Annotated in this window: 21 protein-coding genes and 2 pseudogenes; 11 read left to right on the top strand and 12 right to left on the bottom strand. The window is 73.7% G+C overall.

The genetic code is table 11. The features are described from left to right. Positions 1 to 77: 77 nt before the first annotated feature. Complete coding sequence (locus AB0M99_RS14545) at positions 78 to 1,262, top strand: acyl-CoA dehydrogenase family protein (RefSeq protein ID WP_365920111.1); 1,185 nt, start codon at positions 78 to 80, stop codon at positions 1,260 to 1,262. A gap of 67 nt (positions 1,263 to 1,329) precedes the next feature. On the opposite strand, the gene AB0M99_RS14550 is transcribed toward AB0M99_RS14545, so the two are convergent. Next, on the bottom strand, positions 1,330 to 2,418 hold the full coding sequence (locus AB0M99_RS14550) for a sugar ABC transporter permease (protein ID WP_365920113.1): 1,089 nt from the start codon (positions 2,416 to 2,418) through the stop codon (positions 1,330 to 1,332). Beyond that, positions 2,415 to 3,581, bottom strand: coding sequence for an MFS transporter (locus AB0M99_RS14555; RefSeq protein WP_365920165.1), 1,167 nt, complete (start codon positions 3,579 to 3,581; stop codon positions 2,415 to 2,417). The genes AB0M99_RS14550 and AB0M99_RS14555 overlap by 4 nt, the downstream gene beginning before the upstream one ends. A 403-nt stretch (positions 3,582 to 3,984) precedes the next feature. Between AB0M99_RS14555 and AB0M99_RS14560 the strand changes: the two genes are divergently transcribed. The 4 genes from AB0M99_RS14560 (at position 3,985) to AB0M99_RS14575 (ending at position 7,535) form a co-directional block, all read left to right on the top strand. Beyond that, a complete protein-coding gene (locus AB0M99_RS14560; protein ID WP_365920115.1) occupies positions 3,985 to 4,605 on the top strand; it encodes a hypothetical protein in 621 nt (206 codons plus the stop codon). A 165-nt stretch (positions 4,606 to 4,770) separates the two neighbouring features. Continuing rightward, complete coding sequence (locus tag AB0M99_RS14565; RefSeq protein ID WP_365920117.1) at positions 4,771 to 5,364, top strand: sigma-70 family RNA polymerase sigma factor; 594 nt, start codon at positions 4,771 to 4,773, stop codon at positions 5,362 to 5,364. Between the two features lie 99 nt (positions 5,365 to 5,463). Further along, positions 5,464 to 6,738 carry a VWA domain-containing protein gene (locus AB0M99_RS14570; protein WP_365920119.1) on the top strand — a complete coding sequence of 425 codons (1,275 nt, stop codon included), beginning with the start codon at positions 5,464 to 5,466 and terminating at the stop codon, positions 6,736 to 6,738. Further along, positions 6,738 to 7,535, top strand: a complete 798-nt coding sequence (locus AB0M99_RS14575) for a hypothetical protein (protein WP_365920121.1) — start codon at positions 6,738 to 6,740, stop codon at positions 7,533 to 7,535. Before AB0M99_RS14570 ends, AB0M99_RS14575 begins: the two co-directional genes overlap by 1 nt. Before the next feature lie 133 nt (positions 7,536 to 7,668). Here the strand turns inward: AB0M99_RS14575 and AB0M99_RS14580 are convergent, their stop codons facing one another. Then, positions 7,669 to 8,448, bottom strand: coding sequence for a LysR family substrate-binding domain-containing protein (locus tag AB0M99_RS14580; RefSeq protein WP_365920123.1), 780 nt, complete (start codon positions 8,446 to 8,448; stop codon positions 7,669 to 7,671). 58 nt (positions 8,449 to 8,506) lie between these two features. Here AB0M99_RS14580 and AB0M99_RS14585 point away from each other — a divergent pair, with 58 nt between their 5' ends. Next, positions 8,507 to 8,911 carry a DUF5997 family protein gene (locus tag AB0M99_RS14585; RefSeq protein ID WP_365920125.1) on the top strand — a complete coding sequence of 135 codons (405 nt, stop codon included), beginning with the start codon at positions 8,507 to 8,509 and terminating at the stop codon, positions 8,909 to 8,911. Between the two features lie 93 nt (positions 8,912 to 9,004). On the opposite strand, the gene AB0M99_RS14590 is transcribed toward AB0M99_RS14585, so the two are convergent. Beyond that, positions 9,005 to 10,330 (bottom strand): MFS transporter, encoded by a 1,326-nt coding sequence (locus AB0M99_RS14590; RefSeq protein ID WP_365920127.1) that lies wholly within the window; start codon positions 10,328 to 10,330, stop codon positions 9,005 to 9,007. Positions 10,331 to 10,473: 143 nt separating this feature from the next. Continuing rightward, on the bottom strand, positions 10,474 to 10,980 hold the full coding sequence (locus tag AB0M99_RS14595; protein WP_365920129.1) for an FAD-dependent oxidoreductase: 507 nt from the start codon (positions 10,978 to 10,980) through the stop codon (positions 10,474 to 10,476). Between AB0M99_RS14595 and tnpA the strand changes: the two are divergent. Beyond that, a pseudogene (tnpA, locus tag AB0M99_RS14600) lies at positions 10,961 to 11,152 on the top strand (IS200/IS605 family transposase); the annotation flags it as partial. The gene AB0M99_RS14595 and the pseudogene tnpA overlap by 20 nt on opposite strands. A 63-nt stretch (positions 11,153 to 11,215) precedes the next feature. Here tnpA and AB0M99_RS14605 read toward each other — a convergent pair. Together AB0M99_RS14605 and AB0M99_RS14610 are read right to left on the bottom strand one after the other, a co-directional pair. Then, positions 11,216 to 11,362, bottom strand: a complete 147-nt coding sequence (locus AB0M99_RS14605; protein WP_365920171.1) for a hypothetical protein — start codon at positions 11,360 to 11,362, stop codon at positions 11,216 to 11,218. 319 nt (positions 11,363 to 11,681) lie between these two features. Beyond that, positions 11,682 to 12,353 (bottom strand): phosphatase PAP2 family protein, encoded by a 672-nt coding sequence (locus AB0M99_RS14610; RefSeq protein ID WP_365920131.1) that lies wholly within the window; start codon positions 12,351 to 12,353, stop codon positions 11,682 to 11,684. 196 nt (positions 12,354 to 12,549) lie between these two features. On the opposite strand from AB0M99_RS14610, the gene AB0M99_RS14615 reads away from it, so the two are divergent. After that, on the top strand, positions 12,550 to 13,659 hold the full coding sequence (locus AB0M99_RS14615) for an alpha/beta hydrolase-fold protein (protein WP_365920133.1): 1,110 nt from the start codon (positions 12,550 to 12,552) through the stop codon (positions 13,657 to 13,659). Between the two features lie 18 nt (positions 13,660 to 13,677). Here AB0M99_RS14615 and AB0M99_RS14620 read toward each other — a convergent pair whose 3' ends face one another. Both AB0M99_RS14620 and AB0M99_RS14625 read right to left on the bottom strand, forming a co-directional pair. Beyond that, positions 13,678 to 14,841: an APC family permease gene (locus tag AB0M99_RS14620; protein WP_365920167.1), complete on the bottom strand. Its 1,164-nt coding sequence runs from the start codon at positions 14,839 to 14,841 to the stop codon at positions 13,678 to 13,680. Next, a pseudogene (locus AB0M99_RS14625) lies at positions 14,742 to 15,596 on the bottom strand (glutamate decarboxylase); the annotation flags it as partial. The gene AB0M99_RS14620 and the pseudogene AB0M99_RS14625, both read right to left, overlap by 100 nt. A 30-nt stretch (positions 15,597 to 15,626) precedes the next feature. Here AB0M99_RS14625 and AB0M99_RS14630 point away from each other — a divergent pair. Next, entirely contained in the window at positions 15,627 to 16,517 is an 891-nt protein-coding gene (locus AB0M99_RS14630) for an ATP-binding protein (protein ID WP_365920135.1), read from the top strand. Next, entirely contained in the window at positions 16,514 to 17,194 is a 681-nt protein-coding gene (locus AB0M99_RS14635) for a response regulator transcription factor (RefSeq protein ID WP_365920137.1), read from the top strand. Before AB0M99_RS14630 ends, AB0M99_RS14635 begins: the two co-directional genes overlap by 4 nt. Before the next feature lie 82 nt (positions 17,195 to 17,276). Here the strand turns inward: AB0M99_RS14635 and AB0M99_RS14640 are convergent, their stop codons facing one another. After that, entirely contained in the window at positions 17,277 to 18,467 is a 1,191-nt protein-coding gene (locus AB0M99_RS14640) for a S8 family peptidase (RefSeq protein ID WP_365920139.1), read from the bottom strand. A 366-nt stretch (positions 18,468 to 18,833) separates the two neighbouring features. On the opposite strand from AB0M99_RS14640, the gene AB0M99_RS14645 reads away from it, so the two are divergent. Then, positions 18,834 to 19,175 (top strand): protease inhibitor I9 family protein, encoded by a 342-nt coding sequence (locus tag AB0M99_RS14645; protein WP_365920141.1) that lies wholly within the window; start codon positions 18,834 to 18,836, stop codon positions 19,173 to 19,175. A gap of 54 nt (positions 19,176 to 19,229) precedes the next feature. Here AB0M99_RS14645 and AB0M99_RS14650 read toward each other — a convergent pair whose 3' ends face one another. Both AB0M99_RS14650 and AB0M99_RS14655 read right to left on the bottom strand, forming a co-directional pair. After that, positions 19,230 to 20,111: a geranyl diphosphate 2-C-methyltransferase gene (locus AB0M99_RS14650; RefSeq protein WP_365920143.1), complete on the bottom strand. Its 882-nt coding sequence runs from the start codon at positions 20,109 to 20,111 to the stop codon at positions 19,230 to 19,232. 15 nt (positions 20,112 to 20,126) lie between these two features. Next, a complete protein-coding gene (locus AB0M99_RS14655; RefSeq protein WP_365920145.1) occupies positions 20,127 to 21,458 on the bottom strand; it encodes a family 2 encapsulin nanocompartment cargo protein terpene cyclase in 1,332 nt (443 codons plus the stop codon). Positions 21,459 to 21,675: the final 217 nt, after the last annotated feature.

Here is a 21,675-nt window from a genome sequence, read left to right on the forward strand (position 1 = left end):
CGGGTCTGCGCCCGACCAGCTCCACAGGCAGACAGTCGGACTGCTGTTCCCACGGGTTCCCGGCAAAATGGAGGAAAGTGGTGGAGGAGAACGGCGACGCGCATCGACTGCGGTGCCGGGTCGCGGAGTTCGTACGGCGTCGCGTCATGCCGTACGAGCCCGTGCTCGACGCAGGTGGGCCCGCCGCCGCGAGTGCGCTGCGGGAACTGCGCGACCGGGCCCGGCAGGAGGGGCTGTGGGCCCTGCCGCTGCCGGCCGAACAGGGCGGCCAGGGGCTTGCGTTGGGCGAGTACGCCGGGCTCGCCGAGGTCGAGGGGGCGAGCGACCACGGGCCCGCCGCCCTGGGCTCGGCCCCGCTGCTCGACGTCACGATGCTGGGGCGGCACGGCTCCGAGCGGGTCCGCGCCCTGTACCCGGAGCAGCTCACCGCGGGCGCACTGCGCGCCTGCTACGCGATGACCGAGCCGGACGCACCGGGCACCGACCCGTTCCTCACTGCCACCCGCGCCGTGGAACAGGCCGACGGGAGCTGGACCGTGAGCGGCCGCAAGTGGTTCGTGTCCGGCGCCGCCGGGGCCGACCTGGTCACCGTGCTCGTGCGCACCGACGGCGAACCGGGTGACCGCGAAGGCCTCTCGCTGCTGGTGGTGCCCACCGGATCCGCCGGCTTCCGAGTGGTGCGCGAGCTGCCCGTGTTCGGCGCGTCCGGCCAGTGGGAGATCGAGTTCGACCGGGTCCGGGTGGCCGCCGACCACCTCCTCGGCGAGCGCGGCCGGGCCCTGTCGATCGCCGCCGAACGGCTCCAGTTGGGCCGCACCCTGCGCTGCCTGCGCTGGCTCGGCCAGGCCCAGCGCGCCTTCGACCTGCTGGCGGAGCGCGCCAACTCCCGTACCGGCTCACGTGGTTCGCTGGGTACGCACCAGCTCGTCCAGCGGCACGTATTCGAATCGCTGCTCGCGCTGCGCAGCACCCGCCCGCTGGTGCACGAGGCGGTCGCCAGGATCGGCGCGGGGCTCGACGCGCACGTCGAGGTGGGTCTGGCCAAGGTGGCCGCGGCCCGCATGCTCCAGCAGGTGGCGGACGCGGCGATCCAGGTCCACGGAGCGGCCGGGCTCGGACCCGACACGCCACTGCCCTCGCTCTTCCGCACCGGACGCGCCGCCCGCATCCTCGACGGCCCGGACGAACTGCACATCACCTCGGTGGCCCGCCGGGTACTGCGCGGCTACGCCACGGCCGCCGTCCGGGAGGCCTTGACCTGACCCGATCGCACCGCCCCACCGCCCCGGCCCAGCTGCCCGGGGCGGCCCGGCCGCGATGCCCAGCGGGTCACGCCTCCAGGACGTCGGCCAGCCCGGTCAGTGCGGCCAGCCCCTGTGCCAGGAAGAAGTCTCCCCACACCAGTTCGTGCCGTACGGCGGTGCCGCGCGCGGCGTCGTAGCAGCCGTCCAGGAGCCGGCCCCCGGCCAGGTGCTCGCCGGTCAGGCGCTCCAGGATCGCGGCCGCGCGCTCGGCGTGCGCGGCGGCCCCCGTGCCCGGGACCCGCGCGAGCTTCAGCAGGGCGACCGCCGTCACGGCGGCGGCGGAGGTGTCCAGGGGGCCGTCGGAACGGGCGGTGTCGGCCGGCGGGACGAGGTCCGCGGGCCCGGCGGCCAGCCACCGCGCCGCCCGTGCCAGCCGGCCCGGGGGCGTACGCAGGGCAACGCCGGGGCGGTGCAGTGCGTCGGCCACCGCCAGCAGCAGCCAGGCCCTCCCCCGGCTCCAGCCGGGCGGCGGGTCCTCGCACGCGAGCCAGCCGCGTGCCGCTCCGAAGGCCCGGGCCGGGACGAACACCCGGCCGCCGTCGCCGCCGTCGTCGTCGCAGTCGCCGCCGTCGCCGCACAGGTCGAGGTGCCGGTTCAGGTGCGCGGCCGCCGCCTCGGTGCCCTCCCGGCCCGCGGTGGTGAGCAGCCCCGCCATGCCCGGTACGCCGTCGACCCGGGCCAGCAGCCGCGGGCCGCCGAAGGCCGACCCCCAGGGCACCAGCCCGAGTTCACCGTCGAACGCGTCCAGCGCGGCCCGGGCGGCCCGGGTGCGCAGCTCCCGCGCCCCGTGGTCCCCTCCGGCCAGGGCGGTCCCGTACCAGAGGATCAGCCCGCGCGCGGCGGTGTCGGCGGCCACCCAGGGGGCCAGCCGCGCGGTGCACGCGGAGGCGGCGGCCCGGTCGGCGGGATCCCCGGTGTGCCGGGAGCGCAGCCACAGCAGCCCGGCCCAGAAGCCGCCGGTCCACGCACCGCGGCCGGTGGTCACCCAGTGGCCCGTGCCGGGGTCGGCGTACAACGGGAAGCGGTCGCCGACTTCGGCCCGGGTGACGGCGACCCGGTCGAGCAGCTCCGCCAGGGCCGGTCCGGCCCACGGGGGCGGGGTCCCCGGGGTCACGCCGCACCCCGGGAGGCCCTGCGCCGCTCCCGCAGCGCCCACGTCGTGGCGACGGCGCCGGCCGCCGCGAACTCGGCGGCGACCAGCAGCCAGCCGGGGCCGTAGCGGTCCGCCTGCGCGAGGAGCCCGAAGAGCGGCGGCCCGACGGCGAACCCGGCGAAGAATCCCGCCGAGACCCGCGCGGAGTCCCGTCCGGCCCGGCCGGGGGCGGCACGCTGCATCACCAACACCATCGAGACGGCGTTGCCCGATACGGCGAACGCCCCTGCGGCCACCGCGGCCGCCCAGACCAGCGGCGATGCGTACAGGGAGGCGGCGAACAGGGCGGCCGCCACCACCGCGCCCCCGGCGAGCAGCCCCGGCAGCCACTCGGCTCGCCCCGGCCGGGCCGCCTGCGACCAGCCCACCCGCCCGGCGATGCCCGCGACGCCGAGGACCGCCACCAGGGCCGCGGCAGCCGTGGGGCCCATGCCGAGCCGCTCGGCGCCGAAGAGCGAGACGTACGTGTTGACCGAGGCGATGCCGCAGCCCAGGAACAGCGAGAAGGCCGCCAGCCAGCCGGTCGCGTCGCGCGGCTCCGGCTCCGGCTCCGGGTCCGCCCCGGGTTCCGCCTGCCGTGCCGACGTCCGCGGCGGCGCCGGATCCGTCCGCCGGTCGGCGGGCAGCCCGCGCAGCGCCCAGACGGCCGCCCCCACCGCCGTGGCGGCCGCGGTCCACACCGCGCCGCGCCAGCCCGCACCGCCCGCCAGCGCTGCCAGCGGCAGTCCGGCCGCGAACGCGCCCAACTGCACGCCGGACTGCTTCATCCCGGTCACCGAGCCCCGCCGGGCGGGCGGAACCGCGGCCAGGATCGCCTTGTTGGTGGCGGGGTTGGCCAGCGCCTGGGGCAGCCCGCCCAGCGCGACGGCCGCGAGGAGGAAGCCCGGACCGGGCGCCGCACCGATCAGGGCGAGCGCCACGGCGGACACGAGGAGGAGGGCGACGAGGGAGCGCCGCGGCCCGAACCGGTCCACCACGCGGCCGCCGACCGGTGACAGCACCGCCGCCGTCCCGAAGCCGATCGTCGTCGTCAGGCCGAGCAGGGTCGGTGTGACGTCCAACTCGTCCACGAGCCGCGGCCCGAGCGCCCCGAGCAGGAACAGCTGCAGCATCGAGAAGGCCATCGCGCACGTGAGCAGCGCCGTGAGCGGTGCGGTGCGCGGCGCCGTGAGCGGGCCGCCCGATCCGTCGCCCGACCCGTCGCCCGACCCGGCTCCCGGCCCGCCGCCCGGTCCGCCTCCGGGCTCCGCCCCGGCGACTGCCCCGGACGCCCGCCCCGGCTCCGCCGGAGCCTTCCGCTCGCCCACCGCTGACTCCGCTCCCCCGCCGCCCACTGGTCCACGGCAGCAGTCGGCCGGCCCACCCCGGGAGTTCCCGGCGCCCCAAGTGGCCTCGGTCACATGATGACTTGAGGCGTACTCAGGGAATGCTCCGATTGTGAGTGCCCCCCTGTGGCGGACCCGAACCGGATGCGACGATGAGCCCGCCATGACTCCCGGTCGATGTTGCCGTGCGGTTCGGGCCGCGGTGTTCGCGGCCACCTGCGTGCTGCTCGCTGCGTTCGGCCACGTGTTCATGTCGGCGACGCCGATTCCCTGGTGGGTGCTGGCCTCGGCGCTCGCCGCGACCGGCGCGCCCGCCTGGCTGCTCGCCGGACGGGAACGCGGCCTGGCCTCCGTCACCTGCGCCGCCGTCGCCGCGCAGACTGCGCTGCACGCCGGCTTCTCCCTGGCCCAGTCCTCGGCGCGGCCCTCCGCACCACCGCCGGGCTCGGCCCACGTCCACCACGACATGGCCGGGATGGCCGACATGGCCGGGATGCCGGGCATGCCCGGCATGGCCGACGCCACCGGAAGCGTGCCCGGCCCGGGCGGAATGCCGACGACCGGCATGCTCGCCGCCCACCTGCTGGCCGCGCTCCTGTGCGGCCTGTGGCTCGCGTACGGGGAGCAGGGCGCATTCCGCGTACTGCGCGCCGTGGCCGGCTGGCTCCTCGTACCGCTGCGGCCGGTCCTCCGCCCGGCCGCGCCCGCGCACCGGCCGCGCGTGCGCCCCCACCGGGACCGGAGCGGCCGCTCGCCGCGCCGGCTCCTGCTCGTCGACGCCATCACCTCACGGGGTCCGCCCTGCGGGACCGCTGTCATCTGACAGCCGGCTCCCCGACGCGCGAAGGGCCCACCGGGCCCCGTCACACCGCGCCTCGGGCATCGGCCATGCCGTCCCGGCAGGCCGTACCGCTCACCGGCCCGCAGCGCGGCGCCGGACACCGGATCCCCCGTCCGGGATCCCGGATCCCCAGAAGGACACCTGGCGATGACCCCTGCCCTGCTCCACCCGGACACCGACGAGGCGGCGCCGTCCGCGCGCCGTACCGACGGACCCGACGAGGCGACGACCCTCCTCGCTCTCGCCGCCCGCGACGGCGACCCCGACGCCGTCGACCGCTTCGTACGCGCCCTGCAGCACGACGTCCGGCGCTACGTCGCCTACCTCAGCGCGGACCCGCAGTCCGCCGACGACCTCACCCAGGAGACCTTCCTGCGGGCGCTGCGCAGCCTGCCCCGCTTCGAGGGGCGCTCCTCGGCCCGCACCTGGCTGCTGTCCATCGCCCGGCGCACCGTCGTGGACAGCCTGCGCCGCAGCGCCGCCCGGCCCAAGGTCGCCGACCGCGACGACTGGCAGAGCGCCGCCGAGCAGGCCCAACCGCTGGGCCTGCCGGGCTTCGAGGACGGCATCGCGCTCGCCGAGCTGCTGGCGGCCATCCCCGCCGAGCGGCGCGACGTGTTCGTCGCCACCCAGTTGCTGGGACTCCCGTACGCGGACGCGGCCGCCGCCCTCGGCTGCCCCATCGGTACGGTCCGCTCCCGCGTCGCCCGGGCCCGTACCTCCCTGATCGAGCTGCTCTGACCCGGTCGGCCCCGCGGCTTCCGCGGGGCCGGCCCCGGTCGAAAGCCGCTCCCGCGAGACGGTTTTGGTTTGGCAGACGATCCTCAATACGATCCGGCGATGATCACTAGAAAATGGCTGGCGGCCGGGGCCTGCGGCCTGCTGGCCACTTTGGCCGTCGGGCTCTTCCCGGCGAGCGCCTCCGCCGGTGAACCCGTATCGAAAGAACCCCCCAAGGTAGAGCTCGTCCTGGACGTCAGCGGCTCGATGCGGGCCCAGGACATCGACGGGCAGTCCCGGATGTCCGCGGCGAAGCAGGCGTTCAACGAGGTCCTCGATGCCGTCCCCGATGAAGTGCGGCTCGGCATACGCACGCTCGGGGCCAACTACCCCGGTGACGACCGGAACGTCGGCTGCAAGGACACCAAGCAGCTCTACCCGGTCGGTCCGTTGAACCGGACCGAGGCGAAGGCGGCGGTGGCGACCCTCGCCCCCACCGGCTGGACCCCCATCGGCCCGGCCCTGCTGGGGGCGGCGGACGACCTCAAGGGCGGTGACGCCACCCGCCGGATCGTGCTCATCACCGACGGCGAGGACACCTGCGCCCCGCTCGACCCGTGCGAAGTGGCCCGCGACATCGCGGCCAAGGGCATCCACCTGGTCATCGACACGCTCGGTCTCGTCCCCGACGCCAAGACCCGCAACCAGCTGATCTGCATCGCCGAGGCCACGGGCGGCACGTACACCTCGGTGCAGCACACGGCCGAACTGTCCGGGCGGGTCAAGCAACTGGTGGACCGGGCCGCCGAGCCCGTCGTCACCCCGGTGGCGACCGAGGGCACCAAGCAGTGCCAGGACGCCCCGCTCCTGAAGGCCGGCCTCTACAGCGACCGCGAGACCTTCGGCGAGCACCGCTGGTACCGGGTGGCCGTCAAGCCCGGCCAGGAGCTGCGCGCCTCGGTGAGCATCGGCGCCGACCGCGCCGTCAACAACGACTACGGCGTGATGCTGCGCGCGACGACCCTGCACGGCCGGGAGATCGTCCGCGGCTCGGAGGCGGGCGACGGGCGCACCGACCTGATCTCGGCCGGTCTGCGCTACCCGAAGGCCACCCTCGACGACGCGGACGGGAACGCCGTGACCGCGCCGGAGACCGTGTGCCTTCAGGTCAGCAACTCCTTCTCGGCGCCCGCGTCGGTCAAGACCAGCCCGGGCATGCCCGTCGAGCTGACCATCGACCTGGTGGACGGCCCGGACGAGGCGTCCGACGTGGCCGCCTTCGGCCTCGGCCGCGGCTGGTGGCTGCTCGCCGTTCTGGCGCTCACCGGTCTGCTGGCCGGGCTGGTGTGGGGCTGGGTCTCCCGCTGGCGTATCTCGGTCTGGAGGACCAACTGATGCGTACCGTACGCATGCTGAGTGCCGCCCTGCTGGCCGGCGCGGGCCTGCTCGGCCAGGCCGGTGCGGCCGTGGCCGCCACGCCTTCGCCGACTCCGAGCGCGAGCAAGAGCGGTGGAGCGGCAGGTCCGACCGAGGCGGGCACCACGTTCCGTACCGCCACGGCGGTCAAGGTGGGCCAGGAGGCCACGGCGGACGCGTCCACCGGTGACTACCTGTACTGGGTGCTGCCCCTGGACACGGGCCAGCGGGCGACGGTCACGGCGAAGGTGGCCCTGCCGCCCGCGGCCTCCCGTCACTCCTCCTCGACCTGGCAGATCGACGTGTACGACGGGCTGCGGCGCCGCCAGCCGTGCACGTACGGCGTCCAGAGCGCGTCGGCGGGGAAGGACGCCGCCGAGGTCCAGCTGTCGTGCACCCTGCGGCCGGTCCGGGCCGGGGCGGACCAGTGGGCGAACGATCCGCTGCCCGGCAGCTACTACGTGCGCCTGACGGTGGTCGACCTGGCCCCGGAGGACCTGGGCCAGCCGGTACGGGCGCAGCTCCGGACGGAGGTGAAGGACATGGGCGGTGCGTACGCGGTGGACGGCGCGCTCGCCGCTCCGCTCGTGCCCGGCACCTCGGCCGAGCAGCGCGTGGCGGCCTCGGAGCCGGCCGACGGCTGGTCCGGCGGCTGGTGGTCCGACCGCTGGATCTGGACGGTGGCGGGCGGGCTGCTCGGCGCCCTGGCCGGGATCGGCGGGTACGCGCTGACGCGCGGCGCGGGCCGTCCGGCGCGGGCGGGCTCCCGCCCCTGACCGACCGCGGCGGCGCGCACGGCCCGGTGCCGTGCGCGCCGCCGCGCGGGTACTGCCCGGTGAAGGTGTCCGGTGGAGGTGTCCGGTGGAGGTGTCCGGTGGACGCGGCCGGGTGATGCCGCCCGGCCGGGTGCTACCTGCCGCGCGGCTTGCCGCGCTTGGCGCCGCCCTTGCCGCTGCCGCCCTTGGCGCCGCCGGACGCTCCGCGCGGGCTCTTGCCGGCGGCCGGCTTGCCGCCGGACTTGCCCGCCGCCTTGGCGGGCGCGGGCTTGCGCTTGGTCTTCGGCTGCGGAGGGGTCGGCGTACGGCCCCGGGTGCTGTTGACGGTGCGGCCGCGGACGATCCCGATGAATTCCTCCACCAGGTCGGTGGTCTTCTCCTCCGGCCACGACAGCGCGACGCGCGACTCCGGGGCGCCCGTGACCGGCCGGTAGGTCAGGTCCTTGCGGTGGTGCAGGCGCGCGAGGGACTGCGGTACGACGAGGACGCCGATTCCCGCGGCCACCAGTTCGATGGCGTCCTCCGTCGTGGCGGGTCGCTCCAGCGCGGGCTTTCCCGGCAGCTGCTCCCAGTCGAGAGTGTCGTCGAGGGGGTGCAGCACGATCTCGTCGGCGAGGTCGCCGAGGGAGATCTCCTCCACCGCGGCCACGAGGTGGTCCTTGGGGATCACGACCACAGTGGTCTCGGTGTAGAGGGGGATCGCGCTGAGGTCCGTACGGTCGATCGGCAGCCGCACGAAGCCCGCGTCGGCCCCACCGGTCCGCAGTGCCTCGGCCGCTTCCACGGCGGGCACCTGGACGAGGGTCAGCGGGACGTCGGTCAGCCGCTCGTTCCAGATCCGCACCCACTTGGTGGGCGTCACTCCCGGGACATACGCGAGCCGGAACGAAGGAGGTACTTCCGAGCCTGTCACTCGGCCAGGTTACCGGTCGTGGTCGGCGGGATCGCACACGCTCGCTACTCTTGACACCATGACGTCGCACCAGACCACCCAGACAATGAAGCCCGCGACCGCGGCGAAGAAGCTGGGTGTGTACCTCGAAGCCACCCCCGCCGAGTTCCAGGAGGGTGTCGTTTCGCGCACCGAGCTGAACGCGCTGCAGGCCGACCCGCCCCAGTGGCTCCAGGACCTGCGGGCCAACGGCCCGCACCCGCGCCCGGTCGTCGCGGCGAAGCTCGGCATCTCCATCGCCGGCCTGGCGCGCGGCGGTGTCACCGACGCGCTCACCACCGAGCAGATCGAGGCTCTGAAGCAGGAGAACCCCGAGTGGCTCCAGAAGGAGCGCGCCACCCAGGCCGAGGTCCGCAAGGAGACCGTGCGGATCAAGGAGCGCAACGCGGAGCGCGCCGCCCGCGCCGACGGCCCGCGCGCCTGATCGACCGCTGAACGCGCCGAACACCAGGAAGCCCCGGACCGCGGTCCGGGGCTTCCTCGCGTCGCCCGCGCCCGGGGCCCGCCGGCCCGGTCCTCAGCGCGCCGGAACGGGCGGTGGCGCGGGGGCGGGAGCGTCGCGGAGTTCGTCCAACCGCCGCAGGCTGAGGCGTCGTTGTACGAGGGACAGGCCGGCCACCCCGGCCCCGAGGGCCAGCCAGCCGGCCGGGCCCGCCGCCATCACCGCGCCCGTCAGCAGGAGCGGGCCGACGGTCTTCTGCACGGACTGGGCCATGCCGGCCACGCCCAGGTACGGGGCCCGGGCCTGCCGGGGTGCGAGGGAGACCGCCAGTTCCCACGAGCTCACCGAGCGCACCAGCTCCGCGCAGGTGACCAGTACCGCCGCGGCGAGCAGTGCGGCCGAGGCGGTCCAGATCCCGCCCCCGGTGGCGGTGGCGAGGAGGACGCAGCACGCGAGCATGGCCAGCCCGTACAGGGAGACCGCTCCGGCGGCCTGGCGGGGCTCTCCGACCTTGGCCGACACCCGCAGTTGCAGGACCACGACGAGCACCGTGTTGATCACGAGGAAGGCCGGGATCAGGGCGTGCGGCGCCGCCGTGTGGTTCACCAGCCACAGCGGCAGGCCGATGTCCAGGATCGAGCAGTCCAGGCTCATCACGACGTCCAGCAGGACGAACCTCAGGTAGCCGCCGTCCCGCCAGGGACTCGGCGCGGCGGCCCGGTCCACCCCGGCCGCGGTGTCCGGTGCGCCCTCGCCCGGCCGGGCGGCCACGAGCCCGCGGCCGGCCGGCTCCCGGGTGCGCCACACCAGCACCGCTGCCAGGAGGAACGACAGCGCGTTCGCCAGGATCAGCGCCTGGTAGGCGCTCCGGGTCCCGAGGGCGAGGCCGACGGCGGCGAGGCCGGCGCCGACGGCGTATCCGGCGTTCGCCGCGCTGCGTGACAGCGCCTGGTACGTGGAGCGCCGCTCGCCGGCGACCCGCGTGGCGAAGAGCATCTCCAGGGTCTTCGCGGCCCGGTCGCCGAGGTAGGTGACGGCGACCACGGGCAGCAGCACGTTGAAGCTGGTGACCACCAGTAGCGCGCAGATCGCCCCGAGGCGCAGCAGGTGGCAGCCGATCAGCAGCGAGCGCACCGGGAAGCGGTCGGCGAGATGGCCCGCCAGCGGGGATCCGGCGATGCCCGCGATTCCGGCCGCGCCGAGCAGCAGGCCGAGCTGCCCGGCGTCGAGTCCGACCACGAAGGTGAAGTAGAGGACGCAGGAGGCGGCCCACACTCCCGTGCCCGTGCGGTCGACGAGTTGGGCGAGCAGCATGGTCCGCGCGTCGCGGCCGCCGGGCGGCCGGCGCAGTTGCGCCAGCAGACCGGCCTCGCCGCGCTCGCCGCCCTTCCGCCGCCGCACCTTCCGGGTCCCCGTCCCCCACCGCATCCCAGGCCTCCGCATCCCATCGCAAGGTATCTCGATGTCGAGATACTTTGCGGAAGCCTGCCCCAGATAAATCTTGACGTCAAGATATTTCGGCGGGCAGGCGCCGGGCCCGGCTGCTACACGAGCGCGGCGATCACCTCCCGCGCAGCCCGCTCCCCCTCGGTGGCCCCGCCCTCCATGAATCCCTGGAAGTCGTAGCTGCAGTGCTCGCCGCCGATGTGGACGTTCCCCTGCGCCGTGCCCTCGTACTTGGCGTACCGGTGGAGGTACCCCACGGGCCAGTACGAGTACGCGCCGTAGGAGTACGGGTTGCGGTGCCAGGCCGACAGCTGCGCGCGCCCGTTCCAGGCCGCCTTGGTGCCCGGGAAGAAGGCGTCGATGCCCGTCAGCATCCGGGCCGCGAGCGAGCGTACGTACGGGTCGGCCTCGGTGGCGAAGGGGGTCGCGGGGGTGAGCGCCCCGGCCAGGCTGCCGCCCCCGTACTGGAGCAGGATGCCCCCGTTGCCCGGCTGGACCTTGGTGGTGTCCCAGGTCTGCTGGACCTCGGAGTCGGTGAAGCAGTCACCGGCCGAGACGCCCGGCCAGGGGCCGGCGCTGCCGCGCCAGGGCTCCAAGCTGGTCAACAGCTTGAAGGGCGTCAGCTCCCGCCGACTCCGCCAGGAGTTCCCCGACCTCGTCCGCCACTACTGGCGGGCACAACGACTCTGGTCCGGCTCGTACTTTGCCGGGTCAGCCGGCGGGGCCCCGTTGTCGATGGTCCATCAGTACATCGAGCAGCAGAATCGTCCGCCGTGACGCGCGGGTCAGAGCAGTCCTGAGAATCGCTTCACCACCGGGCCAAAGCCCGATGCACTGCGACTAGTCCCGGTAGCCGATGGCGAAGACGGTTAGTACGACGGTCGCGAAGAGGTAACCGGCCGGGGCGCCCACCCCGTTGCCGAAGCCGACCGCGATGGGCAGGTTGCCGGTCATCGCGGTGATCGGCGCGGCGGTGGCGACGGCCATGAACACCACCCCGACGAGACCTACCGAGTTCGCCTTGAGCCGGTGCACTTCACCGCTGGGCCGCCGGAGCCACCGGAGCCGATGGAGTCGCCGCTGTCGACGGAACTGATGGAGCCGCTGGATCTGTTGGACATCGAAGTCCTCTCACGCTCGCGCCCGCACCTGATGGGAAGGCGGCCACTCTCTTACCGCGTGACGCGCACCACAATCGACATCAGGGCCGCTAATCGCCCCGCGCACATGACGAGTTGTCGGGCCATCGGGGCGCGGGCGCCATTCGTAACCTCCCGGTGACGTACGCGGCACCCCGCGGGCCGCGTCAGCGCGCGGCCGGGCGGCGCCCCGTGAGGCGCAGGAACGCGCAGGCGGCCAGGGCCAGCCAGGCGGTGGCGAAGAGCCAGCCGCCGACCACGTCGGTGAACCAGTGCACCCCGAGGTAGATCCGGGTCAGGCCCACGGTCGCGGCCCAGGCGGCGATCAGCACCACCGAGGACCGGGGCACCGGGGAGCCGCGCAGGTACAGCGCGGCGATCAGCAGCCCGGCCGTCATCGCGGCGGTGGTCGCGTGGCCGGAGGGGAAGGACCAGCGCGAGGCGTCGGCCGCCCAGTAGACGGCATCCGGGCGCGGCCGGGCGATCAGCTTCATGGCCCCGAATCGCAGGGCCTGGCCCACGGCGAGGCAGAGGGCGAGGCCGACGGCCGCGGTGACGCGCCGGAGGCGGGTGCGGCCCGCGAACAGGCCCGCCAGGACGACCAGGGCGTAGGGGACGACTCCGGTGGCGGTGTCGGTGATCGCGCGCGCCAGGGCCGCGGCGACGTCCGGCCGGTGCCCGACGGACCAGTGGTGGAGCCCCGCGTCACCGGGCAGCAGCCGTCCCGGCGCGCGGACCACCCACAGGGCGACCACGGCGAAGAGCACCGCGGCGCCCACGGCGACGACACCGAGGGGCCGGTACTGCCGGTCCTCGCGGACGGCGGGTTTCAGCGGCAAGCGGCTCCGTTCCTGGGCGGTCCACGCACTCTAGACCCCCGCCGGTCGGAACCCGGTAATGACCGGACCTGGGCAAACGCGGCCGCCCGTGGTGGAACGGATCCTGCTCAAGATCTCTCTACCCGGATACGCACCCGGCGCGGTGCCTCCGGGCCCGACGGCCGGGCCGAGAGACGACAGAGAGCCTTCCCGATCCATGAGTCTGACGAGTGCCACGCTCCTTGTGTTCACCCTGGTCTGCACGGCCCTGCTCTTCGCGGCCGCCGTGTGGCTGTGGCCGCGGCTGGCGCGGCGCGGGTGGAGACCGGTGCTGGGCCGGGTCGCGCTGGTTCTCGCCGTGCAGGCGCTGGTGTTCTCCTCGATCGGGCTCGGGGTGAACCGGAGCATGCTGGTCTACGGCACCTGGGACGACCTGCTCGGCACGGCGAGCCCGCACGAACTCATCGACCGGGGCTCGGGCGGGGAATCACTGGTGAAGGTCATCGGCCGCCGGCAGCCGGACGTCCCCGGCGGTGTGACACCGCAGATCGGCGGCGAGATCCAGAAGGTCATGGTGCAGGGCAAGCAGTCCAAGGTGGCCACTCCCGCCTACGTCTACCTGCCGCCGGAGTACTTCCAGAAGGGCAACGAGCAGCGCACCTTCCCCGCCGCCGTCGTCCTCACCGGCTTCCCGGGGGCCGCGGAGAACCTGCTCAAGCCCCTGCCGTACCCCAAGACGGCCTGGTCACTGGCCAAGCAGAAGAAGATGCAGCCGATGATCCTGATCCTGATGCGGCCCACCGTCGGTCCGCGCAACACCCAGTGCATCGACGTCCCGGGCGGCCCGGCCAGCGAGACCTTCTTCGCCTCCGATCTCCCGGAGGCGATATCCGGCGCCTACCGGGTCCCCTCCTCGGCGGCCGCCTGGGGCATCGTGGGCGATTCCACGGGCGGCTACTGCGCGCTCAAGGTCGCCTTGCAGCATCCCGAGCACTACGCGGCCGGTGTGGGCCTGTCGGCGGACTACAAGCCGGAGATCGACGGGGACTCGGGCGATCTCTTCCACGGCAACAAGGACGAGGAGAAACGATCCGACCTGCTCTGGAGCCTCGACAACCTGCCCCAGGGCAAGACCTCCTTCCTGGTGACCACCTCCCTGCAGGGCGAGAGCAACCTCGGCCCGACACGGAAGTTCATCGAGAAGGTGAAGGACCCCGCGCGCGTCTCGTCCATCACCCTCGACCGCGGCGGGCACAACTTCAACACCTGGAAGCGGGAGATCCCGCCGTCCCTGGAATGGCTCGGCGCCCGCCTCACGGTCCAGTGACCGCGCCGTTGCGGCGGATCAGGTGCGTGCCCGGTGGTGCCTGCTGATGAGGAGCGGGGCCGCGGTGAAGAGGGCCAGGCCGCCGGCGACCAGGCCGACGTACATGGCGGGGTTGCCGATGGGGAGTTGGGCGGGCGGGACGAAGGAGAGGACCAGGGCGAAGGCGGCCGCCGTGAAGCCGGTGCCGGCCACCAGCCACATGCCGGGCCTGCCACCGGGGACCTTGAAACTGCGCGGCAGCTCGGGGCGGGTGTGGCGCAGCCGGATCGCGGCGGCGTAGAACAGCAGGTACATGACGATGTACAGGGAGACGGTCATGGAGGAGATGAGGAAGAAGGCGGCCGAGACGTTCGGGGTGAGGAGGTAGATCGAGGAGATCAGGGTGACGACGGCGCCCTGGGCCAGCAGGATGTTGCGCTGGGCTCCCTTGTGGTTGGTCCGGGCGAGCACGGGCGGCAGGTGGCCGTCCTTCACGGTGGCCAGCAGGGCCTTGCTGGGGCCGCCGATCCAGGCGAGGGCGCCGCTGAGGGCTCCGTAGCAGACCATGACGGCGATGAGGGGGACGAGCCAGCCCGCGTGGAGGGCGCCGCCGAGGACCCGCTGATAGGCGTCGAACACGCCGGTGGTGAGGCTGATCCGGTCGTACGGGACGATGCCGGCGACGGCCAGGGAGCCCGCGGTGAAGATGCCGAAGGTGAGGGCCGCGGCGAACCACATGGCGCGGGGGAAGCCCTTCTTGGGGTCCTTCATGTCCGATACGTGCACGGCCTGCGACTCGGGCCCGGCGAACAGCAGCAGGATGCCGGCGAGGAAGGCCAGGGTGGACAGGCCGGTGAGCGCGGGCAGCAGCCGGGCGTGTACGTGTCCGGCGGCGCCGGTGGTGACGGCGACCGCGGTGGTGTGCTCCCAGCCGATGGGGTGGCCGGAGACCACCCAGTAGGCGAACAGGCCGAGGAGGGCGAGTCCGGGCAGGGCGGTGCCGAGGACGAAGCCGCGCTTGGCGATCTTGATGAGGAAGCCGGTGCCGCTCATGGCGACGAGGGTCGCGGTCCAGTAGGCGCCGATGCAGAACAGGCCGACGAAAACGTGGTTCCCGGCAGCGCGCCTCGGCCGTCGTACAGCAGGGTGAACGGGCCGAGTGCGGCGATCTCGTCGGCCAGGTAGGCGGCGGTGTCCAGGCAGCTCTGCTGGATGCGGCGGTAGCCCTCGCGGCCCAGGCGCAGGAACAGGTAGTACTGGGCGATGATCTCGCCGCCGGGGCGGGAGAAGTTGAGGGCGAAGGTGGGCATGTCGCCGCCGAGGTAGTCGACGCGGAAGACGAGCTCGGCCGGCAGGTGCTCGGGGCTGCGCCAGACGATCCAGCCGACCCCGAGGGGTGCCAGGCCGTACTTGTGCCCGGAGCTGTTGATGGACACGACGCGCTCGGTGCGGAAGTCCCAGGCCAGTTCGGGCTGGGCGAAGGGGGCGACGAAGCCGCCGCTGGCCGCGTCCACGTGCACGGGGATGTTCCAGCCGGTGTCGGCCTCGATGGCGTCGAGTTCGGCGGCGAGCGCCTGGACCGGCTCGTAGTCGCAGGTGAAGGTGACGCCGAGGATGGCGACGACCCCGATGGTGTTCTCGTCCACATGGGCGCGGAGTTGCTCCGGGCGCAGGCCGGTGGCGCCGGGCAGCAGGGGTACCTCGCGCAGTTCGACGTCGAAGTAGCGGGCGAACTTCTTCCAGCAGATCTGGACGGGGCCGCAGACCAGGTTCGGGCGTTCCGCGGGCAGGCCGGCGGCCTCGCGCGCCGCCCGCCAGCGCCACTTGAGGGCGAGGCCGCCGAGCATGCAGGCCTCGCTGGATCCGGTGGTGGAGCAGCCGATGGTGCGGGCCGGGTCGGGGTTGTGCCAGAGGTCGGCGAGCATGGTCACGCAGCGGGTTTCGATCTCGGCGGTCTGCCGGCGCGGCGCGCGGGGGTGTTCGCGGGGGTGGCGGCCGCCGAGCTGGTGGGGCTCAGCGCGACGGGATCCGGCCCGCCGGCCCTCGACGACGGCTCGCCCTCGACCGTGGCGATCACGGTGCTCGCGGCCGTGATGACGGTCATGACCGGTGCGGCGCTGCGGGAGCGGGACGCCGCGCACCGGCGGGCCCGGGAGGACGCGGAGCGGGCCGCCGTCGCGGCGGTCAACGCGGAGCGGACCCGGCTGGTACGGGAGTTCCACGACCTGCTGGGGCACGACCTCGCGGTGGTGAACCTGCTGGTGGAGTCCTTGCGGGCGGGGGTGTCCCCCGGGGCAGGGGTGTCCCCGGGGGCGCCGACCGCGGAGGCGCTGGAGGCCGTGCACCGGCAGTGCGCGGCGGCCGCCGGGCACCTGCGCACGATGACCACCCTGCTGCGGCTGCGGGAGGAGGGCGCGCCCGCGGCGCTGCCCGGGGCCGGGCCCGGGGTGGACGAGATGACGGTCGGGGAGGGGTGGGAGGCGATGACGGGGATGTTCGCGAGCGTACGGGCCACCGGGACCCCGCTGGCCGTCCCGGACGGATTCGGTGCGGCCTTCCGGTCCCTGCCGGGCCGCGACCGGGCCGTCGTACGGCACGTGGTCACCGAGGCGCTGACCAACGCGCTGCGGCACGCGCCGGGGGCGCCGGTGGAGGTGGACCTGGAGGTGACGGCGGCGGGATGGGCCGTCAGGATCGTGAACGCCCCGCCACCCGGCACCGCGGCCCTGCTACCGGCGGCGGGGACCGGCCTGGGACTCGCCGCGATGCGCGAGCGCGTGGCGCACCTCGGCGGCACGGTGGAGGTGGGCCCGCTCGCCGACGGCGCGTTCGCCGTGCGGGCCTCGGCGCCGAGGACCGGAAGGGACGTGGCGGAATGATCCGGGTACTGCTCACGGACGACGAGGACATCATCCGGGCGGGTCTCCGCCTGGTCCTGGGCGCAGCCGGGGACATCGAGGTCGTCGGCGAGGCGGCCTCGGGCGCCGAAGCCGTGGAGGCCGCCGGGAGGCTGGAGCCCGACGTGGTGCTGCTGGACTTCGTCATGCCGGGAGACCTGGACGGTGCGCAGACCGCGCGGCGGCTGCGCGCGCTGCACCCCGCGCTCGGGATCGTCGTGCTGACCACGCGCACGGACGAGGAGGCCGTGGCCCGCGTCTGGCGGGCGGGCGCGGACGGATACCTGTTGAAGACGGCTTCGGGCGCGGACATGGTCCGGGCGGTACGGGAAGCCGCGCAGCACCGCGCGGTCCTCTCCCCCGACCTGCTGGCCTCGGTGATGGACCGGTTCGCCGGCGGCGGGCACACCGGGGACGCGGTGTTCACCGCCGGGATCGCAGACCTGTCGGCGCAGGAGGTGCGGACCGTACTGGCCCTGGCCGACGGGCTGGGCAACCGGGAGATCGCCGAGCTCGTCGGCGTGGCCGAGGGCACGGTGAAGACGTACGTCTCGCGCGCCCTGCACAAGTTCGGTCTCGACAACCGCACCCAGCTCGCGCTCCTGGCCAACGACCACCGCGCCCTGCTGCGTACCGCCCTGGGGGACGGCCGGAGTTGACCCGGGTCTCCCGGCAGCCCGAAGGCTCGCGCGGTGTTCCACGCGCGGGCCCGGGCGTACTTTCGTCGCGGCGCTCCGACGGTCAGAGGCCGCCGGTGAACAGGAGTCGGTTCGGGGTGCCCTTGCTGACGCTGGTCAGGACGTCCTTGGTGGACTCGTCGATCAGGAACTCGTTGATTTCCCCCGGGGTTGCCGTGGGGTGCGCCTGCTTGTAGAGGGCGGCGACTCCGGCCACGTGCGGGGCGGCCATGGAGGTGCCGTTCAGGGAGACGGAGCCGCCGCCGAGCTTGGCGGAGAGGATGTCCTGGCCCGGCGCGTAGAGGGACACGCAGGTTCCGAAGTTGGAGAAGTCGGTCTCCTCGTCCCACTTATTGGTCGCCGCTACGGTCAGCACCCGCGCGGCGGAGGCCGGGGAGACGGTGCAGGCGTCCTTGGAGGAGTTGCCCGCCGCGATGACCGGCAGCACCCCGGCGTCGGACAGCGCGGTCGCCGCGTTGTTCAACGCATCCGACCTGTCCCCGCCCAGGGAGCCGTTCAGGACGGCCGGCTGCTTGGCGTTCTTCGCCACCCAGTCCAGGCCGGCGATGATCCCGGAGAACGCGCCCCTGCCGTCACAGCCGAGCACGCGGACGCTGACGAGGTTGACCTTGCGGGCCACCCCGTACGTCTTGCCGCCCACCGTGCCCGCGACGTGCGTGCCGTGGCCCTGGCAGTCCTGGCCGTTGCGGCCGTCGTTGATGGCGTCGAAGCCGAAGGTGGCACGCGTGTTGTCGGGACCGCCGAACTCTTCGTGCTTGTAGTCGATGCCGGTGTCGAGGATGTACGCCGTCACCCCGGCGCCGTTGCCCTCGGTGGTGAAGTCGTTGTCGAGCGGCAGCTCCTTCTGGTCGATCCGGTCCAGACCCCACGCCGAAGCCGGCGCCCGCATTCCCGGGGAGGAGGGCACCGGCGCGGACTGCACCTTCGCGTCCTCCTCCACCGACTTCACCCCGAGGCTGTTGCGGACGATGGTCAGCTGGAGCGGGGTCATCGGGGCCGCGAAGCCGTTCAGGGCCGAGCCGTAGACGAACGACGGGGACAAGCCCAGCTTCTGCGCGGCCTTCGCCGCGTCCACCCCCTTCTCCAGGGTCACGATGTACTTGCCGGGGACCGCGTTCGCGGAGGTGTACAGCGGCGCCGGAGTCGGCTCCGGGGCTGCGGCGGAGGCCGAACCGGCCGCCACCGGGGTCACGGTGAGGAGGGCGGCGGTGGCCAGACGTGCGAGCAGGCGCATGAAAAGAGCTCCCTGAGGGGGTGGGCAGGTCGGCATGGGTGAGCCGCCCCCGCGGCGGATGGCGCCCCTGCGGGTGCGGCCCTCATCTCCATCGGTGCCACCCCGGAGCCGCTTGAACCGCCGCCCCCGCCCGGCCCATCGGCCGGGGCCCGCTCCGACACCCCCCCTCCACCGAGCTGCGGAAAGGGTTATCCCCCTGCGCCGTCAGGGCCCCGCCCCGGCCCGCACGGCCGGTTGCCACACCCTCAAGATCACCCGTACGGGCCACCCCCGGATCAGAGGGCGCACGGCCCGTGCGCTCCCCGTGACCCCGCCACACCCCCGCAGGTCTTTGACCGGCTCCGCCGGGCGTGATGGCCTCGCCCCATGCGCAACCGTCTGAGCCGAGCCCTGCCCGTGGCCGTCGCCGTACTGGCCGCCGTCACCGCCCTGCCCGTGGCCGCGGCCACCGCCGCCGTACGCGAACCCGTGCCCCGCGCGGCCACCGCCGCGGCCGACACCACCCCGTACATCGTGACCGTACGGCAGGACCTCGACCCGGCCGCGGTGGCGCAGCTGGTCGGCGTCACCCCGGTGCACGTCTACGACAACACCCTGCACGGCTTCGCCGCCCGCCTGACCCCGGGCCAGGTCGCGGCCCTGCACGCGATGCCGGGCGTGGAGTCCATCGAGGAGGACGGCCGGGCCGCCGGCTTCGGCGCCTTCTAGACGCCGCGAGGGCCGGGTCCGTCGGCTGACGGTCCCGGCGCTCGCGGTCTGCGGTCAGACGCGGTCGGCCGCGATGAGGACGTACTGGAAGGAGCCGTCCTTGTAGGACTCGATGAACGCCTCTTCGATGCCGGTGACCAGCGAGGACGTGGCCCGCAGCTCCCAGTAGGGCAGGGTGGCGGGGGTCAGGTCGATGACGGCCTGCGGCACGAGGCGGTTGTCGGCCATCGCGCGCAGGTACTCACGGCGCGAGTGGATGTTGCACTCGAAGTGCGCGTTGATCTGGGAGACCCACTTCGAGGGCTGGCCGTAACGCGGGTTCCAGCAGCCGGTGATGGTCACGTAGCGGCCGCCGACCCGGAGGATGCGGGAGTGCTCCGCGAAGAGGTCTTCCAGATCGACGTACATGCTCGACTCGTTGTTCCACGAGGCCGCGGCCCGCCCGGTTTCGAAGGGCGTGCTGAGCATGTTGCCGACGTGGGATTGGACGTGGTCCTCGATGCCGAGCTCGCGGGCGCGCTGGTTGCCGAAGTCGGCCTGCTTGGCCGACAGGGTGATGCCCTCGACCTTGCATCCGAAGCGCTGGTGGGCCATGACCATCGAGCCGCCGCGGCCGCAGCCGGCGTCCACGAGGGTGTCGCCCTGCGCGACGGGGCCGAGGTGGTCCAGGAGGACATCGGCCTGCGCCGACTCCAGGCGGTGGAGTTCGGCGATCAGCTTCTTCTCGTACGCGCTGTCCTCGGTGTCACCGAGCGCGGCGTGGTCGATGTCGCCGATGCCGTAGTGGTGGTGGTAAAGGCCGTCCACATCGCCGAGGCGCAGGTTCACGGGCCGGGCCTCGGCGTTCCAGTACCGGGCGATGTCCCCCTGGTACGGCGTCGCCGGGGAGGGGATGAGAACGGAGGGGGCGGTGGTGGTGAGGTCAATGCTGGTCATCGATAGGTCCAATCTCTACCAGAAATCGGGCAGGCTGTAGCGATAGGTGTTGGTCTGGTGCCAGTAGTGGTTGCCGTCGACCCACACGGCCACTCCCCGCAGGAAGCGCAGCACCATGGGTGCGGGGCAGGCGGCGGCCATGACGGCGGACGCGGCTTCGAAGTCGCGCATGAGCTCGTTGTGGACCTCGACCGCCTTGAGATAGCCCTCCTGGTCGGAGACGCCCTCTCGTTCGGCGATCACCACGGGCAGGTTCAAGTGCCGTCCGGGACTGGCGAGTTCCTTGGTGTACGAGTACAGGTCGTTGACGATGGTGCTGACGTTCCCGGCGAGGGCGATGACCCGCTGCATGGCCGGCTGGGCGTGCACGTCGACGGGCAGTTCGTAACCGCCGACGGTGTCCGTGATGGTCGGGCAGGGCCGGAAGTTGTTGAACTGCCGCATCACCAGGTACTCCCACACATCGGGCATGTGGTCGGTCTGGGCCCAGGCGGCCTCGGCGAGGTAGCCCATGTGCAGCCGGGCCATGTCGTGCCGGAACCGGTCGGCCTGCGAGGGGGTGGACTGCTGGACGAAGTACTCCATGGCGGACCGGTAGGCGCGCCGCGGAGCGTCCGCGTGGAGCGATGCGGCCCACTGCGGCTGGTACTCCTCCGTCGTGTGGAGGGGGTCGAGGGCGCTGTGCGCCAGCAACAGCCGTCCGCCGAGACCGACGGGCGAGCCCCCGTGGTCCTCGCAGTACATGTCGTCGACCGCGTTCTCGGCGACCATCAGCCGTGCGGCGACCATCAGGTGCTCGACCGTCGGCGCGTCCGGGTGGCAGGCGACCATGTAGCGCCCGGTGGAGAAGCCGTCGAACTGTCCTTCCCAGTCCTCGGGGTACAGTTCGACCTCGTCCAGGGCCCAGGCCTTGATCCTTTGGCTGAGCTCCTCCACCCGCACCGGGTCCGGCTCCGGTACCGGGTGGTAGTAAAGGCCCGGGATGTGCAGGGCGTCCGCCGGCGGCCGGGGCGCCTCCGGTGCCGGGAGCCCGTCGGTACGGGCCCAGTGCAGGTCCGTGGTGCCCAGGCCGCTCGGGCCGCGCAGGATCCGCTCCAGGGCGGGGCTCGCCTCCCTCGCGGCGGCGGCGCCCCGCCTCTCCACGGGCAGGGTCGCGGTGGGGGCGGTGCCGAAGGGCAGGACGGGGCGGGTGGGCAGGGCGGGCCGGGTGGCGGCGACGGCTTCGCCGCCGGCCTCCTGGGCCGGGGCCTGCCCGTGGGCCGCGGCGGTGGCGAGGACGTGCGCTCCGAAGCGGGCCGCGGCGCCAGGCAGGCTCGACTGCAGAGGGGAGAGCCCGGGATCGGGCATCCGTAACTCCTTGGTGGGGTGGGTGTGCTGTCCCGGGTCCCGGGCATGCGCGGCCGGCCCGGGAAGGTCCGGGCTGTCGCGGCCTTCGGGCAGGTCCCGGTCTGAGATCCGAAAGGGACGGCCTAGGGGGTGTCTGGCGGATCAGGGTCGGGTAGCCCGGGTCGTCTGGTGCCGTGGATTGCAAGGCGGAGGAGGGAGCCACTGCGGAGCATTGGCG

The organism is Streptomyces sp. NPDC051183 (assembly GCF_040682455.1).
Classification (GTDB): domain Bacteria; phylum Actinomycetota; class Actinomycetes; order Streptomycetales; family Streptomycetaceae; genus Streptomyces.